The organism is Vibrio sp. 03_296, from assembly GCF_002265885.1.
Window position 1 is genome coordinate 1 of sequence record NZ_NPKW01000309.1, and the last position, 803, is coordinate 803.

General features: G+C 45.6%; 1 protein-coding gene and 1 pseudogene. Both read left to right on the forward strand.

Going from position 1 to position 803, the window contains the following annotated elements:
- Positions 1-184 (forward strand): annotated as a pseudogene (locus tag CIK04_RS33685) (oxidoreductase); the annotation flags it as partial.
- 274 nt (positions 185-458) lie between these two features.
- A complete protein-coding gene (locus CIK04_RS33690; RefSeq protein WP_325205775.1) occupies positions 459-764 on the forward strand; it encodes a hypothetical protein in 306 nt (101 codons plus the stop codon).
- Positions 765-803 lie beyond the last annotated feature (39 nt).

Consider the following 803-nt stretch of genomic DNA (forward strand, 5'->3'; position numbering starts at 1 on the left):
CTCTGATATCGAAAAATATCAGCCCATCGTTGCTTATTGGCARGACGGCAAACCCATGCGAGTGAGAGATAAAGGTCCTTTCTGGCTCATCTACCCGCAATCTTCGTTTCCAAAAGAACTGAATATCGAACGCTACCATTCCCAGATGGTTTGGCAGTTAAAACAAATACATATCGCGAAGTGATGTGAAAACGAATAATGCAAAAAACAAACTTAAATCTTTATAAAGGCCTTTCAACTTCAGCTAAAACTGACATTTGCTGGCAGTGACCGTCTGCTTGTTGATCGCCAATCTTGCCCTACTGCAGGAAACGAGAACCTTGGCACGCTCTTACTCAGACTCACAAAATCAAGCCACTTGGTTCTTTTCAATCTCTCGAAAGAGCTCATCTGATTGGTGAGTGAATCGAGTCGCGCCGAAGACAGCAGCTACGACCTCAAGCGAGTCGAACTGAAATATGAGCTCACTTGGAGTCCGTTTTGATTTGTTGATCAACAGTCGAGAAAGCGACACCTTTCTCTCGCGAAACGAAGTAAAAAGCTTTTTCGTCGATCTGTTTTACCAATTCCAAACGCTAGAGCAGCCGCTGCAACTCGCACTAAACGGTGATGACAACGCCGCTAAACTGTTTTACCGCGAAACCAGCCGCCTTTATCTGTCCATGATCGACTATGTGACGCGCAATTTCCGCGTCGCCAGCCCTTTGTATAAAGAACAGCAGATGCGCGCACACCTGCTCTYCMAGCTCAGTTTGTGCTGTTAGGCATTTTGTCTTGTGTGTCTGGCTTCATGGCTTATTTCT